The 24,803-nt window shown below is 58.3% G+C and carries 19 protein-coding genes; 8 read left to right on the top strand and 11 right to left on the bottom strand.

The features are described from left to right. Positions 1 to 76: 76 nt before the first annotated feature. The 3 genes from malG to malE all read right to left on the bottom strand — a co-directional run bounded on the left by malG (position 77) and on the right by malE (position 3,828). Positions 77 to 967, bottom strand: coding sequence for a maltose ABC transporter permease MalG (malG, locus tag ASQ50_RS19785; RefSeq protein ID WP_058089505.1), 891 nt, complete (start codon positions 965 to 967; stop codon positions 77 to 79). 10 nt (positions 968 to 977) lie between these two features. After that, entirely contained in the window at positions 978 to 2,519 is a 1,542-nt protein-coding gene (gene malF, locus ASQ50_RS19780; protein ID WP_058089504.1) for a maltose ABC transporter permease MalF, read from the bottom strand. A gap of 109 nt (positions 2,520 to 2,628) precedes the next feature. Beyond that, positions 2,629 to 3,828, bottom strand: a complete 1,200-nt coding sequence (malE, locus tag ASQ50_RS19775; protein WP_058089503.1) for a maltose/maltodextrin ABC transporter substrate-binding protein MalE — start codon at positions 3,826 to 3,828, stop codon at positions 2,629 to 2,631. A gap of 263 nt (positions 3,829 to 4,091) precedes the next feature. Between malE and ASQ50_RS19770 the strand changes: the two genes are divergently transcribed. Both ASQ50_RS19770 and ASQ50_RS19765 read left to right on the top strand, forming a co-directional pair. Further along, positions 4,092 to 5,921 (top strand): alpha-amylase, encoded by a 1,830-nt coding sequence (locus ASQ50_RS19770; protein WP_082780491.1) that lies wholly within the window; start codon positions 4,092 to 4,094, stop codon positions 5,919 to 5,921. Beyond that, on the top strand, positions 5,921 to 6,805 hold the full coding sequence (locus ASQ50_RS19765) for an aldo/keto reductase (protein WP_058089502.1): 885 nt from the start codon (positions 5,921 to 5,923) through the stop codon (positions 6,803 to 6,805). Before ASQ50_RS19770 ends, ASQ50_RS19765 begins: the two co-directional genes overlap by 1 nt. A gap of 2 nt (positions 6,806 to 6,807) precedes the next feature. On the opposite strand, the gene ASQ50_RS19760 is transcribed toward ASQ50_RS19765, so the two are convergent. Genes ASQ50_RS19760 through edd form a run of 3 tightly spaced genes read right to left on the bottom strand, consistent with a single transcriptional unit; the run spans position 6,808 to position 10,235 of the window. After that, positions 6,808 to 7,410, bottom strand: coding sequence for a uracil-DNA glycosylase family protein (locus ASQ50_RS19760; protein ID WP_058089501.1), 603 nt, complete (start codon positions 7,408 to 7,410; stop codon positions 6,808 to 6,810). Positions 7,411 to 7,452: 42 nt separating this feature from the next. Next, positions 7,453 to 8,418, bottom strand: coding sequence for a glucokinase (locus ASQ50_RS19755; protein WP_058089500.1), 966 nt, complete (start codon positions 8,416 to 8,418; stop codon positions 7,453 to 7,455). Then, the gene (gene edd / locus ASQ50_RS19750) at positions 8,415 to 10,235 is read right to left on the bottom strand and encodes a phosphogluconate dehydratase (RefSeq protein ID WP_058089499.1); all 1,821 of its coding nucleotides are present in this window, start codon (positions 10,233 to 10,235) and stop codon (positions 8,415 to 8,417) included. Before edd ends, ASQ50_RS19755 begins: the two co-directional genes overlap by 4 nt. Positions 10,236 to 10,398: 163 nt before the next feature. Between edd and gap the strand changes: the two genes are divergently transcribed. Then, a complete protein-coding gene (gap, locus tag ASQ50_RS19745) occupies positions 10,399 to 11,403 on the top strand; it encodes a type I glyceraldehyde-3-phosphate dehydrogenase (protein ID WP_058089498.1) in 1,005 nt (334 codons plus the stop codon). A 22-nt stretch (positions 11,404 to 11,425) separates the two neighbouring features. After that, complete coding sequence (pyk, locus tag ASQ50_RS19740) at positions 11,426 to 12,874, top strand: pyruvate kinase (RefSeq protein WP_058089497.1); 1,449 nt, start codon at positions 11,426 to 11,428, stop codon at positions 12,872 to 12,874. 81 nt (positions 12,875 to 12,955) lie between these two features. On the opposite strand, the gene ASQ50_RS19735 is transcribed toward pyk, so the two are convergent. The 3 genes from ASQ50_RS19735 to zwf are packed head-to-tail and all read right to left on the bottom strand — an operon-like array spanning position 12,956 to position 15,840. Then, entirely contained in the window at positions 12,956 to 13,606 is a 651-nt protein-coding gene (locus ASQ50_RS19735; protein ID WP_058089496.1) for a bifunctional 4-hydroxy-2-oxoglutarate aldolase/2-dehydro-3-deoxy-phosphogluconate aldolase, read from the bottom strand. 52 nt (positions 13,607 to 13,658) lie between these two features. Next, positions 13,659 to 14,372, bottom strand: coding sequence for a 6-phosphogluconolactonase (gene pgl / locus ASQ50_RS19730; protein WP_082888526.1), 714 nt, complete (start codon positions 14,370 to 14,372; stop codon positions 13,659 to 13,661). Beyond that, on the bottom strand, positions 14,365 to 15,840 hold the full coding sequence (gene zwf / locus ASQ50_RS19725) for a glucose-6-phosphate dehydrogenase (protein ID WP_058089494.1): 1,476 nt from the start codon (positions 15,838 to 15,840) through the stop codon (positions 14,365 to 14,367). The genes pgl and zwf overlap by 8 nt, the downstream gene beginning before the upstream one ends. Positions 15,841 to 16,044: 204 nt before the next feature. On the opposite strand from zwf, the gene ASQ50_RS19720 reads away from it, so the two are divergent. The 4 genes from ASQ50_RS19720 to ASQ50_RS19705 all read left to right on the top strand — a co-directional run bounded on the left by ASQ50_RS19720 (position 16,045) and on the right by ASQ50_RS19705 (position 22,384). Continuing rightward, a complete protein-coding gene (locus tag ASQ50_RS19720) occupies positions 16,045 to 16,917 on the top strand; it encodes a MurR/RpiR family transcriptional regulator (protein ID WP_058089493.1) in 873 nt (290 codons plus the stop codon). 268 nt (positions 16,918 to 17,185) lie between these two features. Next, on the top strand, positions 17,186 to 18,511 hold the full coding sequence (gene lamB, locus ASQ50_RS19715; RefSeq protein WP_058089492.1) for a maltoporin LamB: 1,326 nt from the start codon (positions 17,186 to 17,188) through the stop codon (positions 18,509 to 18,511). A gap of 224 nt (positions 18,512 to 18,735) precedes the next feature. Further along, positions 18,736 to 21,894 (top strand): pullulanase-type alpha-1,6-glucosidase, encoded by a 3,159-nt coding sequence (gene pulA / locus ASQ50_RS19710; RefSeq protein WP_068351614.1) that lies wholly within the window; start codon positions 18,736 to 18,738, stop codon positions 21,892 to 21,894. 61 nt (positions 21,895 to 21,955) lie between these two features. Beyond that, positions 21,956 to 22,384, top strand: coding sequence for a hypothetical protein (locus tag ASQ50_RS19705; RefSeq protein ID WP_058089863.1), 429 nt, complete (start codon positions 21,956 to 21,958; stop codon positions 22,382 to 22,384). Positions 22,385 to 22,455: 71 nt separating this feature from the next. Here the strand turns inward: ASQ50_RS19705 and ASQ50_RS19700 are convergent, their stop codons facing one another. Together ASQ50_RS19700 and ASQ50_RS19695 are read right to left on the bottom strand one after the other, a co-directional pair. Beyond that, positions 22,456 to 24,309: a SurA N-terminal domain-containing protein gene (locus tag ASQ50_RS19700; protein WP_058089490.1), complete on the bottom strand. Its 1,854-nt coding sequence runs from the start codon at positions 24,307 to 24,309 to the stop codon at positions 22,456 to 22,458. A gap of 146 nt (positions 24,310 to 24,455) precedes the next feature. Next, positions 24,456 to 24,728 carry an HU family DNA-binding protein gene (locus ASQ50_RS19695; RefSeq protein ID WP_008174603.1) on the bottom strand — a complete coding sequence of 91 codons (273 nt, stop codon included), beginning with the start codon at positions 24,726 to 24,728 and terminating at the stop codon, positions 24,456 to 24,458. Between the last annotated feature and the right edge of the window lie 75 nt (positions 24,729 to 24,803).

The raw sequence follows: 24,803 nt of genomic DNA, 5'->3' as shown, positions 1-24,803 counted from the left end.
GTAAGGAAGCCGTGCGGGATCTTCCGCTACGGCCTGGGAGAGCGGGCCCTCGCGGGCCCTGAGAGCAACAACAAAGCTAGCCTTTAACACCACCGGCGGTCAGCCCGCCGACAATCCACTTCTGGCAATACAGGAAAATCACGGTGATCGGCAGACCAGACAACACCGCCGCCGCGGCAAAGTCGCCCCACAGGTAGTTCTGCTCGTACAGGTACTGCTGAGCACCCACCGCCAGGGTCAGCTTGTTGGTATCCACCAGCAGCACCGAGGCCATCGGGTATTCCATGATGGTCATGATGAACGCCAGGATGAACACCACCACCAGAATGGGCACCGACAACGGCAGCAGGATGTAGCGGAATGCCTGCCAGGTGGTGGCACCGTCAACGATGGCGGCTTCCTCCAGTGACCGGTCGATGGAATCGAAGTAGCCTTTAATTGTCCAGATGTGCAGCGCCATGCCGCCCAGAGAGGCCACGATGACGGCACCATGGGTATTCAAACCCAGCCAGCTGACATGATTGCCGATCTGGTCGAACAACGCATACAGCGCCACCAGGGACAGCACCGGCGGGAACATCTGAAAGATCAGCATGGATTTGAGTACTGCGCCTTTGCCCGCAAACCGCATGCGGGCGAAGGCATAGGCACTGGTGGTAGACAATGCCAGAATCAGAATGGACGAAACCACCGCCACCTTGATTGAATTCCAGAGCCAGAGCAGCACAGGAAACGGCGGTTGGGTAGTAATGCCGGCGTCGTCTGTGTAGGGAATACCCAGCGCCAGATACCAGTGTTCCAGCGAGGGATTCTCCGGCAACAGGCTACCGGAGGCAAAGTTACCGCTGCGGAAGGAGATGGAGATCACCATCAGCAGCGGGAACAGAATCACCGCGATAAATGCCAGCATGCCCAGATGGGATGCCAGCACACGGTATTTAGTGGAGCGCGGTTGAACCATCGCCATGGGAAGCTCCTTATACCTTGACCTTGGACAGTTTCAGGTTGATCAACGACAGCGCGCCAACCACCAGGAAGATCGCTGTGGCGATGGCAGCCGCCAGCCCGAAATTCTGCCCGGAATCCTGGAATGCAATGCGATAGGTGTAACTCACCAGCAAATCGGTTGTGCCAGCGGGCGTGCTGGCTCCGATAATATCCGGTGCGCCACCGGTCAACAGGGCAATCAGAACAAAGTTGTTGAAGTTGAACGCAAAACTGGCAATCAGCAACGGCGTTAGCGGTTTGATAATCAGCGGCAGAGTGATGTTGAACAGATTGCTGATGGGCCCGGCTCCATCCATTGCCGAAGCCTCATAGAGATCCCGGGGGATAGCCTGCAACAGGCCCATGCACAACAGCATCATGTAGGGATAACCCAGCCAGGTGTTGACGATAAGAATCATCGAACGGGCCAGGGCCGGATCACTGAACCAGTCCGGGCGAACACCGAACAAACCTTCCAGAACCAGGTTGATCTCCCCGAAGTTCTGGTTGAACAGACCTTTGAATACCAGAATCGAGATGAAGGCGGGCACCGCATAAGGCAATATCAGCATGGTGCGGTAAAAGCCCTTGCCTCGAATCTGGTCCCACTGCAGCAGATTGGCCAGTACCAGCCCAAGCGCCAGGGTAAACACCACCGTTGCCAGGGCGAACGACAGCGTCCAGACAAAAATCTGCAAAAAGGGCCCGCGAATACTGGGGTCGCTCACCACTTTCAGATAATTGTCCCAGCCAATATTGACTGTCCAGCCCGGAGAAATGGCATTGCCATCGGCGTCACGGTAGAACCCCGTCTCGTGGTCTGGAAAGTAGGTCACGCCGGTTTCGTTATTGGTCAGGGTTTCGTTATCGTGCAGCGTAAACCGGCTGTGTATCGCCGCGAAGGAGCGCAGGCTCGCCAGGCTCAGCTCCCGGCCATCTTCGGTGACCAGCTTCAGCTTCGACAGGTCGCTCCGCAGCTGGATGATGTCGCGGATGGCCAGAGGCTCGCCCTCCGGGAGGTCCGCCGATGGCAATACCGGAAAACGGGACTCTTCCGTTCCCAGTTCAATGGGGGGCGACACCAGGTCCTGATGGACGCCGTCCAGGTACAGGACATAGCCTTGATCCGTCTGAAACAGCTGGTAGTCATAGCGAACCGACTCGGATTGATAGGTCCGGCCAAGCAGATTTTCTTTCACCTGGTCAAAGCTCAGAAGATTGCTGGCGCTGTAATTGGTGAAACCGATGCCCACTGTGTACATCAGCGGGAAGATCACAAAGACGCCCATACCGGCGACCGCCGGAAATATGTAACGATGCGCATAGAGTTTCCGGCTGACAAACACTGCCACGGCAGAGGCGGTCAGCACCAGAAACAACATGGCGAACACAAATTCGCGCTGGGCGTACAACGCCAGGATCAGGTAGAGCGCCGCTATCAGCAATGCCGCCAGCGTGCCCCACTTCAGGAATACTCGTGTCATGGAGTGTCTGCTATCAGTCGCGGAGGGAGACAGGGTTTCCGTTATCATTGTAGTCAGCCTGTAGGTTGCCGTCGCCTCGGGGCAACGGCTTCATCACTCAGGGTCCGGCATGACAGGCCGGGCAGGCGTTACCCTGCCACGGCACAATCACAGGCGATCAGCGGGTAATGCGCTGGGCCGCGGAGTTGAGGGCGTCTTCCACGGACTGGCGTCCAGAGGTAATGTTCTGAAGTGCCGGCCCCATGGAAGACCAGAACGCACCCATGGCCGGTACGTTAGGCATGGGCTCACCCAAGCGGGCGTTCTCGAAGGTAGCCTTGATGTTGTCATCGGAGGACAGTTCCTCCATGAATTCCCTGTTGGCCACAGCACCCAGGGGAACATCGTCGTTCACCATCTTCAGGCCTTTCACCGACAGCGCGTAGTTCTCAAGGAACTCAACGGCCAGGTCCTTATTGGGGCTTGCAGAATTCAGAGTGGCGGCCATTACACCAACCATGGGCTTGCCAGGTTTGCCGTCAATCGCCGGAATGGTAGCCACCCCAAAATTGATACCGCTCTTGCGGAGGTTGGCCCAGGCCCAGGGGCCATTGATCATCATCGCCGTCTCGCCTTTGTTAAACGAGGATTCCATGGCACTGTAATCTGCCCCACGGGGCATGACGCCCTCCTCGATCAGCATCGCCAGGGCCTTGGCACCTTTCATGGCACCGTCGTTGTTCACGCCGGTATCCTTCACATTAACGCTACCGTCGCCATTCTCGCCAAAGATATAACCGCCAGCGGCGGCCAGCATCGGCCAGGTGAAGTAGGTGTTGTTGTAATCCCACAGGATGGCTCGCTTGCCATCCTCTGCCAGTTTCTTGTGAATCGCGGGGATGTCTTCAAACGAGGCGGGCGGCTCCGGCAGCAAATCCCGGTTGTAGATCAGGCCGATGGACTCAACGGCCATCGGGTAGCCGTACATCTTGCCGTCGACGGTGACGGCTTCCCAGGTAAAGTCGTAGTTGGCATCAATGACATTCTGGGAGGGCTGGATTTCAGAAATAATGCCGCTCTGCGCCCATTCGCCGAAACGGTCGTGGGCCCAGATGAAAATGTCCGGGCCGTTTCCGGTCGCGGCCGATTGCTGGAACTTGTCGGTGGCGCTGTCCGGATGAGCCACCTCCACCGGAATGCCGGTCTCTTCGGTGAACCAGTCGCCCACCTCCTGCAGGCCGTTGTAGCCTTTGTCACCGTTAATCCAGACCAGCAGTTTGCCTTCTTCAATACCCGCGAATGCGGGTGATCCGGCGCCCAGGGTGGCGGCCATTACCGAAGCGGCGAGCGTGCTGCGAATAAAAGTTCGACGATTCATCAGGTCTTTCCTCTGTGTGTTCCTGCCTTTTTGTTCTTGTCCGGCCTGCCAAGAGGTCGCCTGGCCGGGCTTGCCGCAAAACCTTCTTTTGCGAGTGTTCAAACTGTGTTGCAAATCCGGGGAATAAGCATCACCCCTTATATCATTCCCCGAGGCGTAGAACGGGGGAGTAGTAGGGAGTAGAAAATTCCTTCTACCCGTTACCCCAGGACTCTGGTTTGATGTGCCCAACAACAACGACAATCCGACCTGGAGTCATTGCCATGGTTCACATTACTTCGCCGCTCAAACGCCCGCTTCTGCTGTCTGCCTTTCTTGGGCTTGCTGGTTGTGCCACCACTGTCGACGGGCCAGCTCAGGCCATTCCCGGCCCTCCGGCGCTCAATGATAGCAACGTTTTCTGCGAGGCTTCCCGGACTGAGTTGGTAATTCCGGTCGGCGGGGCCTTTGCCGAGGGCTCTCTGGTGAAGGATTTTTACACCGGCAACACCGCCCGCGTTCGCGATGGCCAGGTCAGGATGACTCCAGACGATAACGCCGAGGGTCTTCTATTGCTGGAGCCGGTAGACGAGACGGTACACGCCTTTACCTGGGCTGGCGCCACCGTCTACTTCGCGGTGACCGACAGGTTTGCCAACGGCCGCACCGATAACGACATCAACTATGGCCGGCAGAAAGACGGAAAAGACGAGATTGGCACCTTCCATGGCGGCGATTTCGCCGGCCTGACCCAGAAACTGGATTACCTGGCTGATCTGGGCGTCAACGCCCTGTGGATTACCCCACCCTTCGAGCAGATGCACGGATGGGTTGGCGGCGGTGATCGGGGCGACTTTCGGCACTACGGCTACCATGGCTACTACGCCCTGGACTTCACGGTACCAGATGCGAATTTTGGCACCCGGGAGGAATTCCGGACGCTGGTGCAACAGGCCCATCAACGGGGTATCCGGGTGGTCATGGATGTGGTGATGAACCACCCCGGCTACAGCTCGCTTCAGGATATGCAGACCTTTAACTTTGGCGCCCTGCACTCGGGTTTCGAAAAACACCTGCCGGAGCACTGGGGTGACTGGCGCCCGGAATCCTGGGAAAACCATCATGCCTATCACGCCTTGATCGATTACGATCACGCGGACTGGCGTAACTGGTGGGGTAAGGACTGGGTGCGGGCTGGTATCGCCGATTACGACACGCCACCCAGCGCATCCGTCGACCCGGTACGTGGGTCCCTCGCCTTTCTGCCGGACTTCAAGACCGAATCGACCAACCCCGTGGAGCTGCCCGTCTTCCTGCGCAATAAAGAGAGCAGCCGGGCGGAACACCTGGACAACGCTACTGTTCGCGAGTACCTGATTACCTGGCTCACGGATTGGGTAAGGGAGTTCGGTGTTGACGGTTTTCGCGTAGACACGGCCAAGCATGTAGAACCCGACGCCTGGCGTGAACTGAAAGCGCGGGCGCAGGAGGCCCTGGACGATTACCGCGAGAGACACCCGGACACTGCCCTGCCCTCCGAAGAATTCTGGATGGTCGCCGAAGTGTTTCCGCACTCGGTTCGCAAGACCGGCTACTTTGACGCAGGCTTTGATGCTGTCATCAACTTCGATCTGCAGGCAGAGGCCAAAGCAGGCGCCCGATGCCTGCAGGCCATGGAGCCAGTCTACCGCGAATACGCCGATAAGCTGCACGGCGATGACCCGTTCAACGTGCTGAGTTACATTTCGTCCCACGACACCAAACTGTTCGCCCAGATTGCCGGTGATGACAATACGCTGAAAAAACGCGCGGCCGCTGCCCTGTTGTTCACGCCAGGGGCAGTCCAGCTGTTCTACGGTGACGAGTCCGGCCGTGCCTTTGGCCCCACCGGCTCTGACCCTCATCAGGGCACCCGCTCTGCCATGAACTGGCAGGCCATAGAGGCTGGTGAGGTTTCCGACATCCTGAACCACTGGCGCACCCTGGGTCAGTTCCGCCAACGCCACCCCGCCATCGGTGCCGGGGAGCATAAGCTGATCAGCCAGCAACCTTATGTGTTCTCACGACAGCATGGGGATGACACGGTGGTCATCGCGTTCGGGAGCGGGAATTGATGCAAACAGCCGGGCCCGAATATCTCAAACAAACGCCTCTGGTTGTCGGATTGATGCGCCTTCTGGAACATCGGGAGCTGCACTCCCCTGGGGCTCTGGCCGACTGGATTACACAGTGCCTGGACGATGGCCTTGAGGTGTTTGACCATGCCGATATCTACGGTGACGGTGAATGCGAACTCCTGTTTGGCCGGGCCCTGCGGGCAACTCCCCACCTGAAGCACAAGGTAAAACTCATCAGCAAGGCCGGTATCGTGCTGAAACATCAGGACACAAGCCCCTGGCGGAGCAAGCACTACCGGGCGGAGGCAGGTTATATCAGCGCCGCCATTGACGCGTCGCTTCAACGATTGCAGGTAGACCAGCTACACACCTTCCTGATCCATCGGCCCGACCCGTTGCTGGAAGCGCCGGCCCTGGCCAGGGTGCTTGAGCAAGCCGTCGAGTCCGGCAAGGTCGGGCATATCGGTGTGTCCAACTTTTTGCCGGAGCAATGGCGATGGTTACAACAAAACACCCATCTGCCACTGGTCTGCAACCAGTCCGAACTGTCTCTTGGTCACCCTCAACCACTCTTCGATGGTGGCCTGGAAGCCATGCTGTCTGACAGGCTACGCTGGCTTGCCTGGTCACCGCTGGCCGGCGGCAAGTTGCCGGAACGCATTCCAGGGCAACTGCTTACCGACGCCCAACGGGAAACCGGGCTCTGTGAGACGGGGCTGGCCATCGCGTGGATTCGGCAACTGCCCGGCGCGCCGATTCCGGTGATTGGCTCGCTTCGATCAGATCGGCTTCAAGCCGCTTCGCGGGGCGCCCAGGCTGATCTGCCCCGGGGGCTCTGGTATGCCTTGCTCGAAGCGGTGCAGGGAAACCCGGCCCCCTGAGCTCAGGCAGTCGCAAGCAACCTTCTGACACGTCCCTGAAGCGCCGGAATCACGTCCTTTTCAAACCAGGGGTTACGGCGCAGCCAAAGATTGTTGCGGGGACTGGGGTGCGGCATGGGTAGCTGCTGAGGCCAGTAATGACGCCACTGTTCTACATTAGCGGTCACCTTTTTGCTGCCGTCGGGCAGATGCCAGGCCTGGGCGTACTGACCGATCAACAGGGTCAATTCGATGTTGGGAAGACGAGCCAGAAGGGCCTCCCGCCAGGTATCCGCGCACTCCGGGCGCGGAGGCAGGTCACCGGATTTGCCGGTGCCCGGGTAGCAGAACCCCATCGGAAGAATGGCCAGCTCCTTCTCGTTATAGAAGGTGTCCCGGTCGATGCCCATCCAGCCCCGGAGCCGATCACCACTGGGATCATTGAAAGGCAGGCCCGTTTGGTGAACCTTGCGCCCGGGGGCCTGGCCGACCACCAGGATGCGAGCCGATTCACTTAATTGCACCACAGGGCGCGGCCCCTCCGGCAGTACCTCGGCACATAGCGTGCAGGCACGCACACGGGCAACCAGTTCGGGAAAGGAAAGATGGTCCAGATTGCCTGGCATACTGTGGCTCTCCGTTTGCCTGCCCGACGCCATTTCTGGCCTTTAAACCTCCGGATTCGACAGGGCCTCGGCGGCGCCAAGCAGTCCGGTATAAGGCTCCGTCACGACGTATACGGGCGTGGACTCCAGAAGGGGCCGCATTCTGCCCTTGTCCTCGAACCCGTTCCGGAACGGGCTTTCCAGAAAGAACTCGAGGATACGTGGGAGAATGCCCCCGCACAGGTAAACACCACCCAGACTACCCAGCGTCAGCACACCATTGCCAGCCACCCGGCCAAGAATTTCACAGAAATGACGAAGGCTTTCCCTGGCCAGAGCATCTTCGTTGGCCACTGCTGCCGCGGTGATTCTCTCCGGGGAATCCAGAGCTGCGGGTACACCCCGGATTTCCGCATGGGCCTGATACAGATTCAGCAAACCCTGACCGCATAGAATACGCTCCACCGACACCCGGCCGAACCGGGCCCGGAGAATCCGCAACACGTCCATTTCCAGGTCATCCGTCGGTGCGTAGTCCACGTGTCCGCCTTCGGTCATCAAGGGCACCCAGCCATTGTTGATGGGCACCAACCCCGACACGCCTAAACCCGTGCCCGGCCCCATCACCAACCGGGGCCGGCTGGGGTCACCCGGGCCACCACAAACGTGTACCAGATTGGCTTCCGGCACATGGGGCACGCCCAGGGCCATGGCGGTAAAGTCGTTGATGACCTTGAACGCCGACCAGGAAAACTGCCGGCGAATCTCTTCGGTATCGAAGCGCCAGTGGTTGTTGGTCATTCGAACCTGAGTACCACGGACCGGGGATGCAACCGCCAGGCACGCCTGACCAACTTCCTCGACCCCGACGCGCTGAAGGTAATCCACCACGGCACAGTCCAGGTTTTCGTAGTCACGGCAGGCAAGCACCTCGATTTCCCGGGGCCGCACGTCGCCCTGCGCCACCAGAGCAAAGCGCGCGTTGGTACCCCCAATATCACCGACCAGTGAATACAGCATGTCTGTCATGACTCGTGATTCCAGAAAAAGCTCGCCCCCTGTTCCGGATTGCTGGCCGACCGACGCAGCCAACCGAACAGCTCCCGGCCAAACCCGTGATGATAGCTGCTAATGTCCGCTTTTTCAGGCTCACGGGCGGCAAGCTCCTGATCAGTGAGTTCAATACTCAAAGTGCCTTTGACGGCATCCAGGCGGATGAGATCACCGTTGTGCACCCGCGCCAGCGGGCCGTCGTCCAGAGCCTCAGGGTACACATGAATCGCCGCCGGCACTTTACCGGAAGCCCCGGACATCCGCCCGTCGGTCACCAGGGCCACTTTGAAGCCACGATCCTGGAGCACCCCGAGGTAAGGCGTCAGCTTGTGCAATTCCGGCATGCCATTGGCTTTCGGACCCTGGAAGCGAACCACAACCACACAGTCTTTATCCAGATCACCGGCCTCAAACGCAGCCTTCAGTTCGTTCTGCTCATTAAACACGACGGCGGGTGCCTCAATCACATGATGCTCCGGGGCAACCGCAGATACTTTGATCACCCCCCGGCCAAGGTTGCCGTCCAACACTTTCAGGCCACCGTCAGGGGCGAAAGGCTCAGCCGCGCTGCTCAGCACATCCGGAGCCAGGCTTTTCTCAACGGCGGGCTTCGACACCAGGCGCTCACCTTCCATCTCAGGCATCTGAGTGTAGCGCTCCAGTCCCTGCCCCACGACGGTCTGCACATCGTTATGCAGATAGCCGCCCTCGAGAAGTTCCCGAATCAGGAACGGCGTGCCGCCGGCTTCATGGAAAGCGTTGATATCTTCCTGCCCGTTCGGATAAATACGGGTCATGGACGGCACCACCGACGACAGCTCCGAGTAGTCGTTCCAGTCAATGATAATGCCGGCGGCGCGGGCGATCGCAATCCAGTGAATGGTGTGATTGGTGGAGCCACCGGTCACCAGCAAGGCCACCAGCGCGTTGACGATGGCTTTCTCATCCACCATGTCGGCCAGCCCCAGATCTCCGCCGTGGGGCCTGGACAGCTTGATCACCTGTTCGGTGGCGGCACGGGTCAGCGAGTCCCTCAGCGGAGTGCCCGGGTTGACGAATGCCGAACCCGGCAGATGCAGCCCCATCACCTCCACCAGTAACTGATTACTGTTGGCCGTGCCATAGAAGGTGCAGGTACCCGGGCTGTGGTAGGACTTACTTTCCGCTTCGAGAAGCTCATCCCGGCCAATTTTACCCTCTGCATACAGCTGGCGGATGCGCTGCTTCTCTTTATTCGGAAGCCCGGACGGCATTGGGCCGGCGGGAACCAGAATGGTGGGCAGGTGACCGAAGCTCAGGGAGCCAATCAACAGCCCCGGCACGATCTTGTCACAGATCCCCAGTAACAGCGTGGCATCGAACATATTGTGGCTCAGCGCCACCGCCGTGCTCATGGCAATGGTGTCGCGGGAAAACAGGCTCAGCTCCATGCCCGGCTGGCCCTGGGTAACGCCGTCGCACATGGCGGGCGTGCCGCCGGCGAACTGGGCCACCGAGCCCATACCGCGAGCCGCCTCACGGATAACGTCCGGGAATGTCTGATAGGGCTGGTGGGCAGAAAGCATATCGTTATAGGCCGAAACGATCGCCACATTCGCCTTGTTCATAAACTTCAAGGTGTCTTTGTCCTGCTGACCACAAGCCGCAAAGCCGTGAGCCAGATTGCCGCAGGACAAGGTGCTGCGATGCGGAGATTGCTCCTTCAACGTGGTCATTCGAGCCAGATAGTCCTGCCGGGTAGGCCGGCTGCGTTCGATGATCCTGTTCGTGACCTTGGTAATGATGGGGTGCATGGCAGACTCCGTGATTTCACTTATGTTTTGCTATATGACGTAAGTTTACTTACTTTTTTTCATCATTACAGCCAATCGACATTCATTTATGAAATTTTTGTTGTTATATTTACTACATCAATCCTGAAGACTGAACAAAAAACCGACAACAAGGAGTCTGGTCATGACTATCCGCATCGCCATCAACGGATTTGGGCGTATTGGCCGCAACATCCTGAGGGCCGTTTACGAAAATAACTACCGAAATCAACTACAGGTAGTCGCCATCAACGATCTTGGCGACGCCGAAACCAACGCTCACCTATTCAAATACGACAGTGTACATGGCCGATTTGCCGGTGTGGTCAGTCACGACGCAGAATCGCTGACCGTCAACGGCGACCGTATCGCCATTACCGCCATCCGCAACCCGGAAGAGCTGCCCTGGAAAGACTACCACGTGGATGTGGTGTTCGAGTGTACCGGGCTGTTTACCAACCGGGACAAAGCCGCCGCACACCTCAACGCCGGCGCCCGGAAGGTGATTATCTCCGCCCCATCCGCAGACGCAGATGCCACCGTTGTCTATGGCGTCAATCACCAGGAACTGACTGCCAGGCACCAGATCATTTCAAACGCCTCCTGCACCACCAACTGCCTGGCACCGGTGGTGGCTGCCTTGCACAACACCGTGGGTATCGAGAGTGGCCTGATGACCACCATCCACTCCTACACCAACGACCAGAAACTGAGTGATGTTTACCACTCTGACCTGTACCGGGCCCGGTCTGCCACCCAATCAATGATCCCCACGAAGACCGGTGCTGCCGCTGCCATCGGCAAGGTTATCCCGGACCTGGACGGAAAACTCGACGGCCTGGCCGTTCGGGTTCCTACCATCAATGTGTCGCTGGTGGATTTCGGATTTATTGCCAACCGCAACACCAGCGTAGCCGAGATCAACGAAGCCGTCCGCGCCGCCGCGCAGAACAGCCCGATACTCGGCTACAATACCGAAAAGCTGGTCAGTATCGACTTCAATCACAACGCCCTGTCCAGCGTGTTTGACGCAAATCATACCCGGGTCATCGGCCGTCATGTAAAAGTCATGGCCTGGTATGACAATGAATGGGGCTTTTCAAACCGCATGCTCGACAACGCCATCGAGCTTATGAAAGCCGCTCAGTAACACCCAATAAAGGATCCACATCATGCTCAGGCGCACCAAAATTGTCGCCACACTCGGCCCCGCTACCGATACCCCGGAAGCCCTGGCCGCCATTATTGCAGCCGGGGTAGACGCCACCCGGCTTAACTTTTCTCATGGCAGTGCTGATGAGCATATCGCCCGGGCCCGACGGGTAAGAGAAACAGCTGCAGCCCAGGGGCGCTTCGTTGCCTTGCTGGCCGACTTGCAGGGCCCGAAACTGCGAATAGCAAGATTTGCTGAGAACAAAGTTATTCTGGTGGCCGGCCAGACCTTCGTTCTGGACGCCGCCATGGACAAAGAGGCCGGCACCAATGAGCGGGTTGGCATCGATTACGAGCAACTGATCGAGGATGTAGAACCGGGGGACATTCTGGTCCTCGATGATGGTCGCATCGAAATGGAAGTCCAGAGCGTGGATGGCCACAGCATCACATCCCGGGTTCTGATTGGCGGCCCGCTTTCCAACAACAAGGGCCTGAACAAACGGGGAGGCGGCCTGTCTGCCGAAGCCCTCACCGACAAGGACAAACAGGACATCGTCACTGCAGCCCGCCTGGGCGCGGACTATGTAGCGGTGTCTTTCGTTCGAACGGCCGATGATATGCACATCGCCCGGAAACTGCTACAAGACGCCGGTTCGGATGCCGGGCTGGTCGCCAAGATCGAGCGGGCCGAACTGGCCCATGACGAAGCGGCACTGGATGCCGTTATTCTGGCGTCCGACGCTGTCATGGTTGCCCGAGGTGATCTGGCGGTGGAAATCGGCGATGCCGAACTGGTTGGTGTTCAGAAACACATCATCTCCCGGGCGCGGGTATTGAACCGAGCGGTGATCACCGCCACCCAGATGATGGAATCGATGATCACCAACCCCATGCCAACCCGGGCAGAAGTGTCGGATGTGGCAAACGCCGTGATGGACTACACCGACGCAGTGATGCTGTCGGCGGAAACGGCCGTGGGCGACTACCCCACGGAGGCCGTTGAAGCGATGGTGCGCATCTGCCTTGGGGCAGAACGCCACCCTTCCATGCATCAGTCCAAGCACCGTATCCACGAGAGCATGGAGCGGGTTGATGAGGCCATCGCCCTTTCGGCCATGTATGCCGCCAACCATCTGGAGGGCGTTCGCGCCATCATCTGCATGACCGAAACCGGCGCCACTCCCAGACTGATGTCCCGCATCAAGTCCAGCCTGCCGATATTTGCTTTCTCACGGCACCACTCCACGCAACACCGTGTTGCCCTTTTCCGCGGGGTGCAAACCGTGCCTTTTGATTCCGCCAAGATTGCCAATGAGCAAACCAACGCCAATGCCGTTGCCGAACTCAAACGCAGGGGCGTGGTGAAGGAAGACGACCTGGTGGTGATTACCAAGGGTGATTACGTCAACGCCCAGGGAGGCACCAACACCATGAAGATTGTCCGTGTTGGAGCCGACATTCGCTGACGCCGGGCCCGAGCAACGCAGCCTGATAGCAAAAAGCCCACTCCTGGAAGTGGGCTTTTTCATGCCTGTGGGCAAACAACGTCACCTGAGCCGATCAAGACTGGCCCGCGCCACCTCGGTGATCACCTCCCACTCCCGGCGCTGGATCGCCTCCGCTGGCGTCAACCAGGAACCACCCACGGCCGCCACATTGGGCAGCGCCAGGTAGTCCCGCGCGGTATCCTGGTTAATCCCGCCAGTCGGGCAGAAGGTCACGTCCGGGAAAGGGCCCCGAAATGCCTTCAGCGCCGGCATACCGCCTGACACTTCAGCCGGAAAGAACTTGAATTCACGGTAACCCAACGAGTACCCCAACATCAGCTCGGAGACCGTGGCCACACCTGGCAATAATGGTGCCTCAGAGGTTAGCGCAAACTCCAGAATCGCCTCGGTAACACCCGGCGTAATCACGAACTGGGCACCCGCAGCCTCCACCTGCCGGTACTGGGCGATACTGGTTACTGTACCCGCACCAACCCATGCCTCGGGAATGGCTTTTCGAACCTGTTCAATGGCCCGCACCCCATGTTCGGTTCTCAGGGTAATTTCCAGCACCTTGATACCGCCATCCACCAACGCACGACACAAGGGAATGGCATCTTCCGGTTCATTGATGGCAATAACCGGCACCAGTGGCGAGGCACTGAGTACTGCCTGAACACGGTCTCTGTGATAATCGGAAAGTTGAGTCATATAGTTCTCCTGAATGCAGTTACTGACCGCTTTGTTTCGTACTGCCTCATCATCACGGACTCCAGAACACCTTCAGTCCAGGCTTGAGAAAGGCCCTGACCGGCATAGCCATAACGGCCTCCGGCCTGGCCATGGCTGCGGTCAGGGTATCCAGCTTGTCATTCCCCTTCAGGTGCAGGGCGGTATACCTGGCACCGGCCAACACCGGACGCGTCAAGGTAATGCGCTGCTGGGCCTGGGACGGCGGATTCATCGCCAGGACCAGATCCCTGGACTCCGGGTCCATGGCCGCTGGCAACTCCGGCGCGTCCGGGAACAGAGACGCGGTATGACCATCATTCCCCATACCCAGGATCAACACATCCAGCGGCAGTTTCAGCCCGGCAAGTGCAGAGCGAACCCGTGGCAGGCCCTCCTCAGGCGTTGCACCAACCTGCTTCAGAGAAAGAAAGCTGGCATTAGCAGCCCTGTTCTGCAGCAGATTCTCACGCACCAGGGTGGTATTGCTGGCCGGATCTCCCTCGGGCACCCAACGCTCATCGGCCAGGAGCACATCCACCCGTGACCAATCCAGATCCACCTGTGAAAGCGCCTTAAAAAACGGCAAAGGCGTGGACCCACCGGAAACCACCAGGCTCGCCCTGTCAGCTCTCTCCAGACGCTGCACCAGAAAACGGGCGACATCAGTGGCAAGGGCTTCAGCCACCTGTTGAGGATCTTCCCCCGCCTCCAAAACCACGCCATCCGGCAGGCGAATATCAGGCATCTTCATACCAGCTTCTCCCATCCCGGGTAATCATGGCGATGGATGCCACCGGCCCCCAAGTTCCTGCGGCATAGCGTTTGGGTGGTTCGCCGCTGTCATGCCAGTTTGCAATAACCTGATCCACCCAGCGCCAGGCGTACTCAACCTCATCACGACGCACAAACAGGTACTGATTCCCCTTCATCACTTCCCACAGTAAACGTTCATAGGCATCAGGAATCCGGTCGGTTTCGAACGTCTCCGAGAACGTCAGCTCCAACGGCCCCTGGCGAAGGCGCATACCTTTATCCAGTCCCTGGTCCTTGGTGAGAATCTTCAGGGACATGCCCTCATCGGGCTGCAGGCGGATAATGAGTTTGTTATTGGCCAGATGCTTCTGGTCTGGATCAAAGATGTAATGGGGCGCCGGCTTGAAATGAATAATAATCTGGGACAACTTTTCCGGAAGCCGCTTGCCGGTACGGATATAGAACGGCACGCCAGACCAGCGCCAGTTGTCGATCTCCGCCTTCAAGGCCACAAAGGTTTCCGTCTCGCTGCCCTTGTTCGCCCCTTCTTCTTCCAGGTACCCCGGTACCGGCTGGCCGCCACTGGTGCCTGCGGTGTACTGGCCACGAACCACATGGCTGCCCATCAATTCAGGGGTAATCTGCTTGAGCGCCTTGAGCACCTTCACTTTCTCGTCGCGAATGCTGTCCGCGGACAGATCCGCCGGCGGATCCATCGCAATCAGGCAAAGCAACTGCAGCAGGTGATTCTGGATCATGTCCCGTATCTGACCGGCCTTGTCAAAATACCCCCAGCGCCCTTCGATACCCACGCTTTCCGCAACCGTAATTTCCACGTGGGAGATGTGATTTTGATCCCACTGGGAAGCAAAGAGGTTGTTGGCAAAGCGCAGGGCAATCAGGTTCTGCACGGTTTCCTTGCCCAGATAGTGATCAATCCGGAAGATCTGATTCTCGTTGTATACCTGCCCCAACTCATCATTGATCACCCTGGAGGTTTCCAGGTCGTGCCCAATGGGTTTTTCAACCACAACCCTCGTCCGCTCATTGCAGCAACGGGTTGCCTCGAGGTTGCGGGCAATCACCCCGTACATTGATGGCGGAGTTGCCATGTAGACAATCAACTGGTTATCCGGCTCGTCCCGCCAGTCCCGAAGCGCCTGGTAGCCCTCCGGGTCATTGAAGTCGAGACGCTGATATTCCACTCGCTGGAGAAAAGACTGCGCGATATCCGGGTCAAACTCTTCGGACTTCACGTGTTTTTTCAGTTTCTCCAACAGCTGTTCTTTCACCTTGTCCGTGCCGGCCTCGGTTCGCGCAACGGCAAGTATGCGACTGCCAGGCGCCAGCAGGCCCGCCCGTTCAAGTTGATACAGGGCCGGGAAGAGTTTGCGCTGGGCAAGATCCCCCAGCGCCCCGAATAGCATTAGGTCACAACGGGTAGCGGTACGGTTGACCATCGGTTCCTTCTCTCAGTTTAAAGCGACACCAGCCGCCTGAAAGGCATAATGTAGTAATTTTATAAAAATAATGACAGCTTGACCGGCATTTTCCAAGGGTATTTTTCATTAATTGATATTTTTACTACACCAAAAAGTTCATAAACACGGTATAATCACTACAATTTCCAACAACGATGGCACACCCCGAGGGAGTACCCAAACATGGCCGCAAACCATGCGCACCGTGACGACAATCTGCTGGAAGACATTCAGTCCCGGCTCGACAGCCTGAACAAATCTGAACGCAAGGTTGCGGAAGCCATCCTTCGTGACCCCAGCGCAGCTACTCGTTACAGCATAGCTGCCCTCGCCCGCGCTGCCGATGTCAGTGAACCCACGGTGAATCGTTTTTGCCGGGGATTCTCGGCCACCGGGTTCCCCGACTTCAAAATCCGCCTCGCTCAGAGCATCGCCACCGGCACCCCCTACGTGGGCCAGAATGTCGAGCCAGACGACACCGTGGCGGAGTTCGCAGACAAGATCATGCTCAGCACCATCGCCAGCCTGGACAAAGCCCGCCAGTCCCTGGACCCCAAAGCACTGGGCACCGTCATTGACTACCTGATTCAAGCCAAACAGATCAACTTCTTCGGTATGGGTGGTTCGGCGTCCGTTGCCCTGGATGCACAACACAAATTTTTTCGCTTCAACATTCCGGTCACCTCTTACGACGACGCCCTGATGCAACGCATGGTAGCCGCCGGCGCCCAAGTAGGTGATGTCATCGTATTAATCTCCTACACCGGCAGAACCAAAGAGGCCGTTGAGATTGCCAAGGTGGCACGCGCCAATGGTGCCACCGTGATTGGCATCACAAATCCGGAATCTCCGCTGGCCGAATGCTGCACAGCGGTGCTTGGCGTAACCGCTCCGGAGGACACCGAAGTCTATATGCCCATGTCGTCACGCATTATCCACCTGACCGTGATCGACATCCTGGCAACCGGTGTGACACTCAAGCGCGGAAAGGATTTCCTGAGCCATCTCAAGAAGATAAAGGAAAGCCTCAAGGCAACCCGCTATCCGCTGGAGTAGTCACACATAGTACTCGCCTGAACCACTCAGACATCCTCCGGCAGGGGCGCAGCCATCTACGCCCCTCCTCCCCCCTGAAACTCACCCCCCAAATTCCCTGACTCGGAGGATGTACAAAGACCCGCCTTGAGGAACCATGAAATTCGGTTTCCCAATGTCTGATTGGCAGAAGCTGCAATCAAGGGAACCGGAAGCCTGACCGGGACCTAGGAACCGGAAATTCCGCTTCCCTGACATGCAAGAATGACAAAAACACAGGACTCAAACGATGCACAATAAAAAGCCTCTCTTCGCTAGCAAGCTCCCACTGGCAGCTGCCATCACCGCAGCGGTCATGGCAACACCGGCCATCGCGGTGGACTTCCACGGCTATGCCCGGGCAGGAGCCTCCACCAATATCGGCAGCGGCGGCGAACAAACCTGTTTCGGCAATGGCGCCAGCGGTCACTATGTAGGCCGCCTGGCTGACGAATGCGACACCTATGCCGAGCTGTCACTGGGCGACGAGCTGTTCAGCCAGGACGGCAAGACCTTCCGCATTGACTCCATGCTTGCCTACAGCGCTGAGCCCCAGGGCAACGATTACCAGGCACTGAATGGCGGCAACAACATCAGCGGTATCGACTTCGCCAACGAAGAAGTCACCCGCAACAACGCAGACCCCTTCGGCGGCGGTGAGATTGCCCTGAGACAGCTTTATGTGTCTGCCAAAAACGTCGTCGAGTCGTTGCCCGGCGCCACCCTCTGGGCCGGCAAACGCTTCTATCAGCGTAAAGACATCCACCAGATGGATCTCTTCTACGTCAACAACTCCGGCTACGGCGCGGGTATCGAGAACATCAAGGCAGGTGCCGGCCACCTGTCCGTTGCCTATACCAATGCCGACACCAGCGACGGTGATGGCCTGGTTCAGAACAACAAACTTGACGTTCGATACGCCTTCCCGGTAGCCGGCGGCCACACCCTTGAGCTGATCGGCATCTACGCCATGGCGGACCTGACCGACCAGCAGAAAGACGCCGGTATTGAAGACGAGAACGGCTATTTTCTCACCGCCGAGCTGTCTTCAGGTGTTATGGGTGGCTTCAACAAGTTCGCCGTGCAGTATGGCGCCGACTCCATGGGCTTCGCCAATGCCGAAGGCAGCAGTGGCGGGCGAGTGGATAACGGCAACGTTGCAGGCTACTTCGAGTCCAGCTGGCGCGTGCTCAACCACGGCGTGATCAAACTGGGCAGTAACTGGGATCTGGGCCATTCCGTTGTCTATGAGAAGGCCAAACCCCATGATGCCGGCGCCCGTGATGGTGAGCGCCTGAGCATCATCGCCCGACCGATCTACAACTGGTCAACCGTTATGAGTACCGCGATTGAGATCGGCTACAGCGATACCGACCGCCCCTGGTTCACCGAATCCCAGGACCTCGGGAAAGTGGCCATCGCCCAGCAATGGCAGGCCGGCCCTGGCTACTGGGCGCGTCCCGTTATCCGCGCTTACGCTGCTACCTTCTTCGGAGATGAAGCCGAGGCCGCACGCGGTGGCGAAGGAATCGATGGCGACATCCAGATCGGCGCCCAGATCGAAGCCTGGTGGTAAGGCTCTAAACTCCACACGCTCTACTTGGACCTCCTTCAGGGCCGGCATTTGCCGGCCCTTTTTTTGCCCCTCACCCAATGACATCTACGCCCCGCTGCCACCTACGGCTACGCCCCGAAAATCCGGTCCCGGAGGGATGTTCTCGTGCATGCTTCGCGCAACCATGAGGAAGATCCGGAGCGGATCTTCCACCAACAAAAACAATTGGAAAGAGGATGTTGACAATGCCTGACCATAAACGGCTCACGGGTGGCATAGTGCTGACCCTTGCGCTGGCTCTCACCGGCTGCAACTCCGGCAGTAGCAGCGACTCACCGGCCAACGGCGGAAACACTGGCGCTGACGGCCTGCTCGAACCCGGGGCCAACGAGGCCCTGCTCTATTACAAGCGACCAGATGCCAGCTATGACGGCTGGGGCCTGCACCTGTGGAACGACGCCGGCGCTGGCTGTGATGGCCTGGCCGATGGTGTGCCCACCGACTGGGACACCCCAAGACGGGCGGACGGCATCAGCGACACCTACGGCGCCTATTATCGGATACCCATGCGCGAGGCCGGGGACTGCCTCTACTTCATTCTCCATAAGGGTGATGAGAAAGATCTTGGCGGCCAGGACCACCGCTGGCACTTTGGTGCACTCGGCAACCGCATTTTCACCGTCAGCGGCAGCCAGCTGTTATCCAGTACACCGATCGAGACCGACGGTATTGCCATTGCCGGCGCCAGTGCCCATTGGGTTGATCGCAACACTCTGGTCTTCCGGGACACCGGAAATCTGCCACGGGTTGAACTTCGCTATGACCACAATGCAGGGATTGCCGTCAGCGACTCCGACACCCTGAGTGGTGGCAACGTACTGGAACTGACACCCACCACGTTACCTGAAGCCAGTGCAAACAAGTTCCCCCACCTGGCAGATTGGCCAGCCTACGAGATCATCGCTGACAGCGAAACCATCCAATCCGCGTTAAAAGGCCAACTGGTCGCCGCCGCCTACAACAGTAACGACGAGCTGGTAGCCGCCACTGGCGTGCAGATTCCGGGAGTTCTGGATGACCTGTTCGCCTACACCGGTGAACTGGGCGCCGTCGTTGAGGGAAGTAACGTCAACTTTGCCGTCTGGGCACCCACCGCTCAAACCCTAAAGCTTCATGTCTTTGATGACAATGGCACCCCGCTGCCCGGCTATCCGGTGCAGATGACCGAAACCAACGGCGTCTGGAGTCACTCCGGCAGCCGGACTGACCTGCTGGAGATGTACTATCAGTACGAAGTCTCCGTTTACCACCCCAGAACCGGCGAAATCGAAACCACCCTGGTATCCGACCCTTACGCCCTCAGCCTCTCGGCGAATGGCCAGTACGCCCAGGTGGTGGACCTTGGCACAGACTACAAGCCATCCGGATGGGACAGCCTTACACTTCCAGCGAGGTCAGCGCCGGAGGATGTCGTGGTGTATGAGGTGCACGTTCGCGACTTCAGCGCCACAGACGAAACCGTTGAGCGGACCCATCGAGGCAAATACAAGGCCTTTACAGCCCCTTCTGACGGCAGTGTCGACAGCGTCGCACACCTGAGGGCCCTGGCCGAGGCTGGCGTAACTCACCTGCACCTGTTGCCCTCCTTTGATATCGCCACCGTGAATGAGAGCCCGAACCAGGTGGTCGATATTCAGGACGATTTCAGCCGGCTGTGTGAGCTGTCTGAAGCAGCTGCCAGCGAGTTCTCTGAATACTGCACAAGCGGGCAAACGGTTCGCCAGGTTCTGGAAGGGTTTGACCCGCTCACCGGTGACGCCCAGGCTCTGTATAACACGTTCCGCGACCTGGACAGCTTCAACTGGGGGTATGACCCGGTTCACTTCACCGTGCCGGAAGGCAGCTATGCCACAGACGCCCAAGGCCCTCAACGCATTATCGAGTTCCGGGAACTGGTGATGGCGGCCTCCGAACTGGGCCTGAACGTGGTTCTGGACGTGGTCTACAACCACACCAATTCGTCCGGCCTTGCCGACAACTCGGTTCTGGACAAGCTGGTACCCGGCTATTACCACCGCCAGAATCCTGAAACCGGGGCCGTCGAACAGTCCACCTGCTGCGAGAATACCGCCTCTGAGCACGCCATGATGGAAAAGCTAATGGTGGATTCCCTCGTTACCTGGGCCCAGCACTACAAAATATCCGGGTTCCGGTTTGATCTGATGGGCCACCACATGCTGAGCAACATGGAGAAGGCCCTGGCCGCGGTGCAGGCGGTCGATCCGGACACCTATTTCTATGGTGAAGCCTGGAACTTCGGCGAGGTGGCCAACAACGCCAGAGGTGTAAACGCCATCCAGACCAACATGGCCGGAACCGGTATTGGCTCGTTCAACGATCGCCTGCGGGATGCCGTACGTGGCGGCGGGCCCTTCGATGAAGGTGATGCCATTCGGGCCAACCAGGGATTTGCCAATGGCCTGTTCACCTACCCCAATGATCGGAACACGGGCAGCGAAGATGAAAGAAACCGGTTACTGCAGGTCAGTGACTGGATTCGTGTGGGCATCGCCGGCAGCCTCGCAGACTACCCGTTCGAGACCGCCACAGACGAGCTGAAAACCGCTGCCGAAATCGACTACAACGGGCAGGCCGCCGGTTACACGGCAGATCCCCAGGAAATCATCAATTACGTTTCCAAGCACGACAACCAGACTCTCTGGGACAACAACCAGTACAAAGCCGACTACTACGCCAGCACCCAGGAGCGGGCGCAAATGCAGGTTGTTGGCCTGGCCGTTCCGATTCTCAGCCAGGGCATCCCGTTCCTGCATATGGGCTCTGAACTGCTGCGTTCCAAATCCATGGAACGGGACAGCTACGATTCCGGGGACTGGTACAACGACGTGGATTTCAGCTTCCAGGCTTCCGCCTGGAATCGCGGCCTGCCCCGCCAGGATAAGGATGGCTCTAACTGGGACCTGATCACCGAGGTCATCACCTTAGCTGGCAGTCACGCCGACCCCACTCCGGCGACGATCAGCTACACCAGGGATCAGGTGCTGGAGCTGCTCAGGGTGCGCAAGGAAAGCCCACTGTTCCGGCTTCAGACCGCCGAGGACATCAAGAACCGCCTCAGCTTCCTCAACACCGGCTCGCAGCAGATTCCGGGGCTGATCGCGTTCAGCCTGCTGGATGACGGTACCGCCGGTTTACGGGAGCTGGACGATGCCAATAACGAGATTGTGGTGGTGATCAACGCCAGCAACACCACCCAGACCCTGAACCACACCCTGGACGGGGATTTCTCCGTCAGGGCCGATACCTCCCCGGCCCAGTCTGCGGCTGCCGACGCTGGCGAGTTCCTGGTGCCCGGGCTCTCGGTTGCGGTATTTGCCCGCTGACCGGCGGGCCTCAACACAGCCGGCCATGCCGGCTGTGACCATTGATAACAAGGAGAACAACATGAAAAAAGTACTTGGCAATCTGGCTCTGATATCTGTGCTTGCCATGACCGGTTGTGCCACCACCGGTGGTGAGCGTGACTACAGCCAGTCACTGTATCTGCGCGGGCAGTTTGCCTGGTGGGATGCGCTACCCGAATACAAGGTCAAGAAGGTGGACACCGGCGTCTATCGAACGGAAATCGAGTTAAAGGCTGACGGCCAACCCTATGAATTCAAGTTTGGCGATGCCAACTGGAGCAATGGGGCCAACTGCGGTTACCTGTCCGAGAAAGACGACAAGGAGGTAGCGCTCAACACGCCGGTTCGAGCGAACTGTTCAGCCGTGTTTGAGAACTTCCGTTTCACGCCACCGGAATCGGCGGTATACGGCTTTTATTTCGACGTCACCGGTGAGACTCCCACGGTGTACATCAAAAAAGCCAACTGATTCCCTAACACGTAAAAAAAAGGGTGCCTGATCGGCACCCTTTTTTAATCACTCTTGATCGCACCCGGGAATCAATCCCTGTCGACCTCCGCGGTGTTTCTCAGGTATTGCTGATAAGCCATGTACTCACGCTGGCCCTCGAGCTGGGCCAGGAATTGACGCAACTGCTGGTATTCAGCGCCATCTGTATCCACCGCACCTTCGTTTACGGCATCAACCAGAATAATCGCCGCCTCACGCTGGCCCACGGCTTTGGCCATCGAAGGATTACCTTCCTCCGGGCGCGGCATGGCAAAGGCACGCTGCACCACAAAGCGGCTCAGGTTAGCGCCGTCTCGCCCCTGGTTCTCGAAGCGCTGCCAGTCACCGGCATTCAGCGATTCGGGATCTTCTCCCGCTTCCAGGGCTGCCATCAGCTCGTCTACCCGAGCCTCAAGCGCCTGCCGGGTCTTGCGCGCTTCCAACATGGCGGCAATGTCGTCACGAACGTCGGCCAGCTCACGCTGACGAGGCTCCAAGTATTCGCGGACGCGAGCCACCACAGACGCGTTGTCACCAACGTCGATCAGCTCGGTGTTGAAACCGCCCTGCAGTACATCATCAGAGAACAGCTGACGCACCAGCCCGGCGTGATCGAAAGGCGCGGCTCCACCCTCCCGGGTTACCCCGTCCACTTCCCGCACTTCCAGGCCAAGCTCGGCTGCCGGGCCCGCCAGATCGTCCGCAGCGTAGGCCGCATCCGCCAGCTGAGCACGTACTTCAGCGAAACGCTCACTGGCGCGGCTGCGGGCCAGTTCATCACGCAACTCACCCCGCAACGACTCAAACGACGGAACATCGGAACGACGCACGCCCTCCAGCCGGATCAGGTGGATACCAAAGCTGGTTTCAACCGGGCCCGACACTTCACCTTCTTCCAGGGCAAAGAGCGCGTTCTCGAAAGCCTCATCGTAGACACCTCGGCCAGCATAACCCAGGTCACCACCGTCACGGGCTGAAACCGTATCAGCGGAGAATTCCTCGGCCAGTTCCGCAAACGATTCACCTGCCTCCAAACGCTCCTGAATCGACGCGATGGTAGCCTCAGCATCGCTACCGTCTTCAATCAGGATATGGGCAGCGCGCCGCTCCTCACGGGCGTATTCTTCGGCCCGCTCATCGTAGAAGCCCCGCAGGTCTTCCTCGGAGATTTCGATCGCATCCGCCAGGGCGCCCAACGACAGCGTAATGTAAGCCACGTGCACCTGCTCGGGCTCACGGAACTGATCGGCGTTGTCGTCGTAAAACGACTGAATCTCTTCCTCGGTTACCTTAATCTGCTCAGACAGGGAGTCTGCGCTAACGGTCAGCACACGGAAATCGCGGGTCTGATTCTGGATACGCAACAGTTGTGCGACGTTTTCACTGGCCACAATACCGGTCTGCGCGATGGACGCACGAATCTGGTTGACCACGTAGTTCTTCCGCAGGTTCTCGCGGAATTCACCCACACCCATGCCAACATTGCGTACCGTTGCCACAAACCGATCACGGTTAAACTGGCCGTCTACCTGAAACTGGGGCATCTGGGTAATCAGCGCATCGATGTCGGCATCCGACAGCTCCAGACCCTGGGCTTGGGCGTCGAGGGTCAGTACCCGCTCCTGGATCAGGGATTCCAGCACATCCCGGCGGATCTGATCTTCATCCAGCATGGAGGGATCCGGGCTGTCCATCTGCATGAGCCGCTGCTGTGTTTCCAGCTGCACGGTGCGCAAAAACTCACGCTCGGTGATGGAGTCTCCGTTAACAGTGGCCACTTCCGGCTCACCGGAAAAACCGCCAACAATGGCGTCCATCCCCCAGATTGACAGAGAAATAATCAGAAGGCCGATAATAACCTTTGCAATAGTACCCTGGGCGTTATCCCGAATATCTTGAAGCATGTTGTTCCTGAATCCCTGTTCAAGGTCGTGCTGGTGTTATTGGTGAGACGGCTGCACTTTAACGTAAAAAAGGCGCACCCTGTCCGGAATGCGCCTTGAATTCTTGCGGCAGCTTTCGCAAGCGAAAGCTGCCAAAGAAAGAGCCTTTACTTAACGGCGTCTTTCAGGGCCTTGCCTGCTTTGAATCCAGGCACTTTAGAGGCCGGAATCTTGATTTCAGCGCCAGTCTGCGGGTTGCGGCCGGTACGGGCAGCGCGCTCTTTCACAGAAAAGGTACCGAAGCCGATCAGGGTAACCTGATCGCCTTTCTTCAGTGCTCCAGTGATGGAGTTGGTCATGGCATCCAGCGCACGGCCAGCTGCAGCTTTGGAGATATCTGCGGACTCTGCAATTGCATCGATAAGTTCGGACTTGTTCACACTAAACCCCTTCGATTTCAGGTTGAAGATGTTATAGGTCGGTTTGTTTTTCGAGGACGTTCCCGACTATCGCAT

It is taken from the genome of Marinobacter sp. LQ44, from assembly GCF_001447155.2.
In the GTDB taxonomy this organism is placed as follows: Bacteria; Pseudomonadota; Gammaproteobacteria; order Pseudomonadales; family Oleiphilaceae; genus Marinobacter.
The sequence above is the reverse complement of the archived record's forward strand: the minus strand, read 5'-3'. Positions and strand labels throughout refer to the sequence as shown.

Coding starts and splice junctions, on each gene's coding strand:
- malG (WP_058089505.1), bottom strand. CDS start 967: ATGGCGATGGTTCAACCGCGCTCCACTAAATACCGTGTGCTGGCATCC.
- malF (WP_058089504.1), bottom strand. CDS start 2,519: ATGATAACGGAAACCCTGTCTCCCTCCGCGACTGATAGCAGACACTCC.
- malE (WP_058089503.1), bottom strand. CDS start 3,828: ATGAATCGTCGAACTTTTATTCGCAGCACGCTCGCCGCTTCGGTAATG.
- ASQ50_RS19770 (WP_082780491.1), top strand. CDS start 4,092: ATGGTTCACATTACTTCGCCGCTCAAACGCCCGCTTCTGCTGTCTGCC.
- ASQ50_RS19765 (WP_058089502.1), top strand. CDS start 5,921: ATGCAAACAGCCGGGCCCGAATATCTCAAACAAACGCCTCTGGTTGTC.
- ASQ50_RS19760 (WP_058089501.1), bottom strand. CDS start 7,410: ATGCCAGGCAATCTGGACCATCTTTCCTTTCCCGAACTGGTTGCCCGT.
- ASQ50_RS19755 (WP_058089500.1), bottom strand. CDS start 8,418: ATGACAGACATGCTGTATTCACTGGTCGGTGATATTGGGGGTACCAAC.
- edd (WP_058089499.1), bottom strand. CDS start 10,235: ATGCACCCCATCATTACCAAGGTCACGAACAGGATCATCGAACGCAGC.
- gap (WP_058089498.1), top strand. CDS start 10,399: ATGACTATCCGCATCGCCATCAACGGATTTGGGCGTATTGGCCGCAAC.
- pyk (WP_058089497.1), top strand. CDS start 11,426: ATGCTCAGGCGCACCAAAATTGTCGCCACACTCGGCCCCGCTACCGAT.
- ASQ50_RS19735 (WP_058089496.1), bottom strand. CDS start 13,606: ATGACTCAACTTTCCGATTATCACAGAGACCGTGTTCAGGCAGTACTC.
- pgl (WP_082888526.1), bottom strand. CDS start 14,372: ATGCCTGATATTCGCCTGCCGGATGGCGTGGTTTTGGAGGCGGGGGAA.
- zwf (WP_058089494.1), bottom strand. CDS start 15,840: ATGGTCAACCGTACCGCTACCCGTTGTGACCTAATGCTATTCGGGGCG.
- ASQ50_RS19720 (WP_058089493.1), top strand. CDS start 16,045: ATGGCCGCAAACCATGCGCACCGTGACGACAATCTGCTGGAAGACATT.
- lamB (WP_058089492.1), top strand. CDS start 17,186: ATGCACAATAAAAAGCCTCTCTTCGCTAGCAAGCTCCCACTGGCAGCT.
- pulA (WP_068351614.1), top strand. CDS start 18,736: ATGCCTGACCATAAACGGCTCACGGGTGGCATAGTGCTGACCCTTGCG.
- ASQ50_RS19705 (WP_058089863.1), top strand. CDS start 21,956: ATGAAAAAAGTACTTGGCAATCTGGCTCTGATATCTGTGCTTGCCATG.
- ASQ50_RS19700 (WP_058089490.1), bottom strand. CDS start 24,309: ATGCTTCAAGATATTCGGGATAACGCCCAGGGTACTATTGCAAAGGTT.